The organism is Streptomyces sp. B1866 (genome assembly GCF_031932565.1).
Classification (GTDB): Bacteria; Actinomycetota; Actinomycetes; order Streptomycetales; family Streptomycetaceae; genus Streptomyces.
This window is the reverse complement of sequence record NZ_JAVSCF010000529.1, coordinates 1-1,180: the sequence shown is the minus strand read 5'-3', so window position 1 is coordinate 1,180 and position 1,180 is coordinate 1. Positions and strand designations below refer to the sequence as shown.

The following is a 1,180-nucleotide window of genomic DNA, read 5'->3' as shown; positions in this document are numbered from 1 at the left end:
CTGCCAGGTCACCCGCCGACTCCCGCGCCGGTCGGTCGCCGGTGGGGTCGGCCGGGCCGCCCGCCGACCGGTCGGCCCTGCTGTCCGGTAGGTCGGCGGCCGGGGCGGGGGTGTGGGCGCACAGCAGGAGTGCCAGGGTCAGGGGGAGCCGGTCGGCCTTGACCTGGTTGCACCGGGTGCAGGCGAGCACGGTGTGCTCTTGGGCCCAGGTGCGGTACAGCGACAGGGGGACGACGTGGTCGATGGTCGCCCGGGTCAAGTCGGGGAACGGGGTGAGGCAGTAGGCGCAGCGGGCCCCGTCCCGCCGGGCCAGCGCGGCCCGGTGCGTGCGCTTGCGCGCGGAGCTGACCTTGGTGCGGCTCATGCCGCCCGTCCCAGCGCACGCACGGTGTTGGGGATGGTCCACGTGATCGGCTGGCCCGTCAGCCGGGCCCGCAGCTCGTTCACGGCCGCAGCGGAGATCTTCGCCACCTGACGGTCCGACAGCCCCGTGACGCGCACGATCCCCTCCAGCGTGAGGTCGTCGAAGATCCGCAGCGCGATCACCTGCCGCTGCCGCTCGTCCATCGTGGCCAGCACGCGGTTCAGGTCGACCGTGAGCCGGACGGACTCCTCCGGCCGCGAGTGGTCGTCCCGCGCGGCCATCGCGGCGGTGAGGTCGTCGTAGCCCTCCGGCGTCGTCTCGCGCCAGCTCCGGGAGCTCTGCCGGTACAGGCCCAGCGTCCACCGCGCCTGCTGGGCGACGAAGCCGTACAGCTTGTCTTCCGGCTTGCTCGGGTCGATCTTGTGCAGCGTCCTGCCGAGCTCGATGAACGTGTCCTGCGCCAGGTCGAGCGCCAGCTCACGGTCATGCACGCGGTTCAACAGGAAGCGGACGGTCCAGTCGAAGTACTGGGCGTACAGCCGTCCCCAGCGTTCGGAGTCGATCGGCCGGTCGCCCCGGTCCGGCAGACCCAACTCCGTGGCCGTCTTGCCGTAGACGGCCGTCAGGAGGTTCACGTACCGGCCCTGCGGGGCAGTCTCGCCCGCCTCCCACTGCCGGATTCGCTCCGCCAGCGGCCGGTCCGCGCACGGCAACTTGGCCTCCTGCTCCTTCGCCTCCACCCGGATGCGGTGGATCAGCTCCGGCACCTCCCACCCGCGCTCCAGCCGAGCCGCGCGCAACGCCGTGACCTGCTCG

At 72.5% G+C, this 1,180-nt stretch carries 2 protein-coding genes; both read right to left on the bottom strand.

Annotated features, from left to right (window positions below; translation table 11 throughout):
• Positions 1-364, bottom strand: a 364-nt coding sequence (locus tag RKE29_RS29995; protein ID WP_312008859.1) for an HNH endonuclease, incomplete at its 3' end; no start/stop codon positions are given.
• The coding region (locus RKE29_RS29990; protein WP_312008858.1) for a sigma-70 family RNA polymerase sigma factor at positions 361-1,180 on the bottom strand (820 nt) is incomplete at its 5' end. The genes RKE29_RS29990 and RKE29_RS29995, both read right to left, overlap by 4 nt.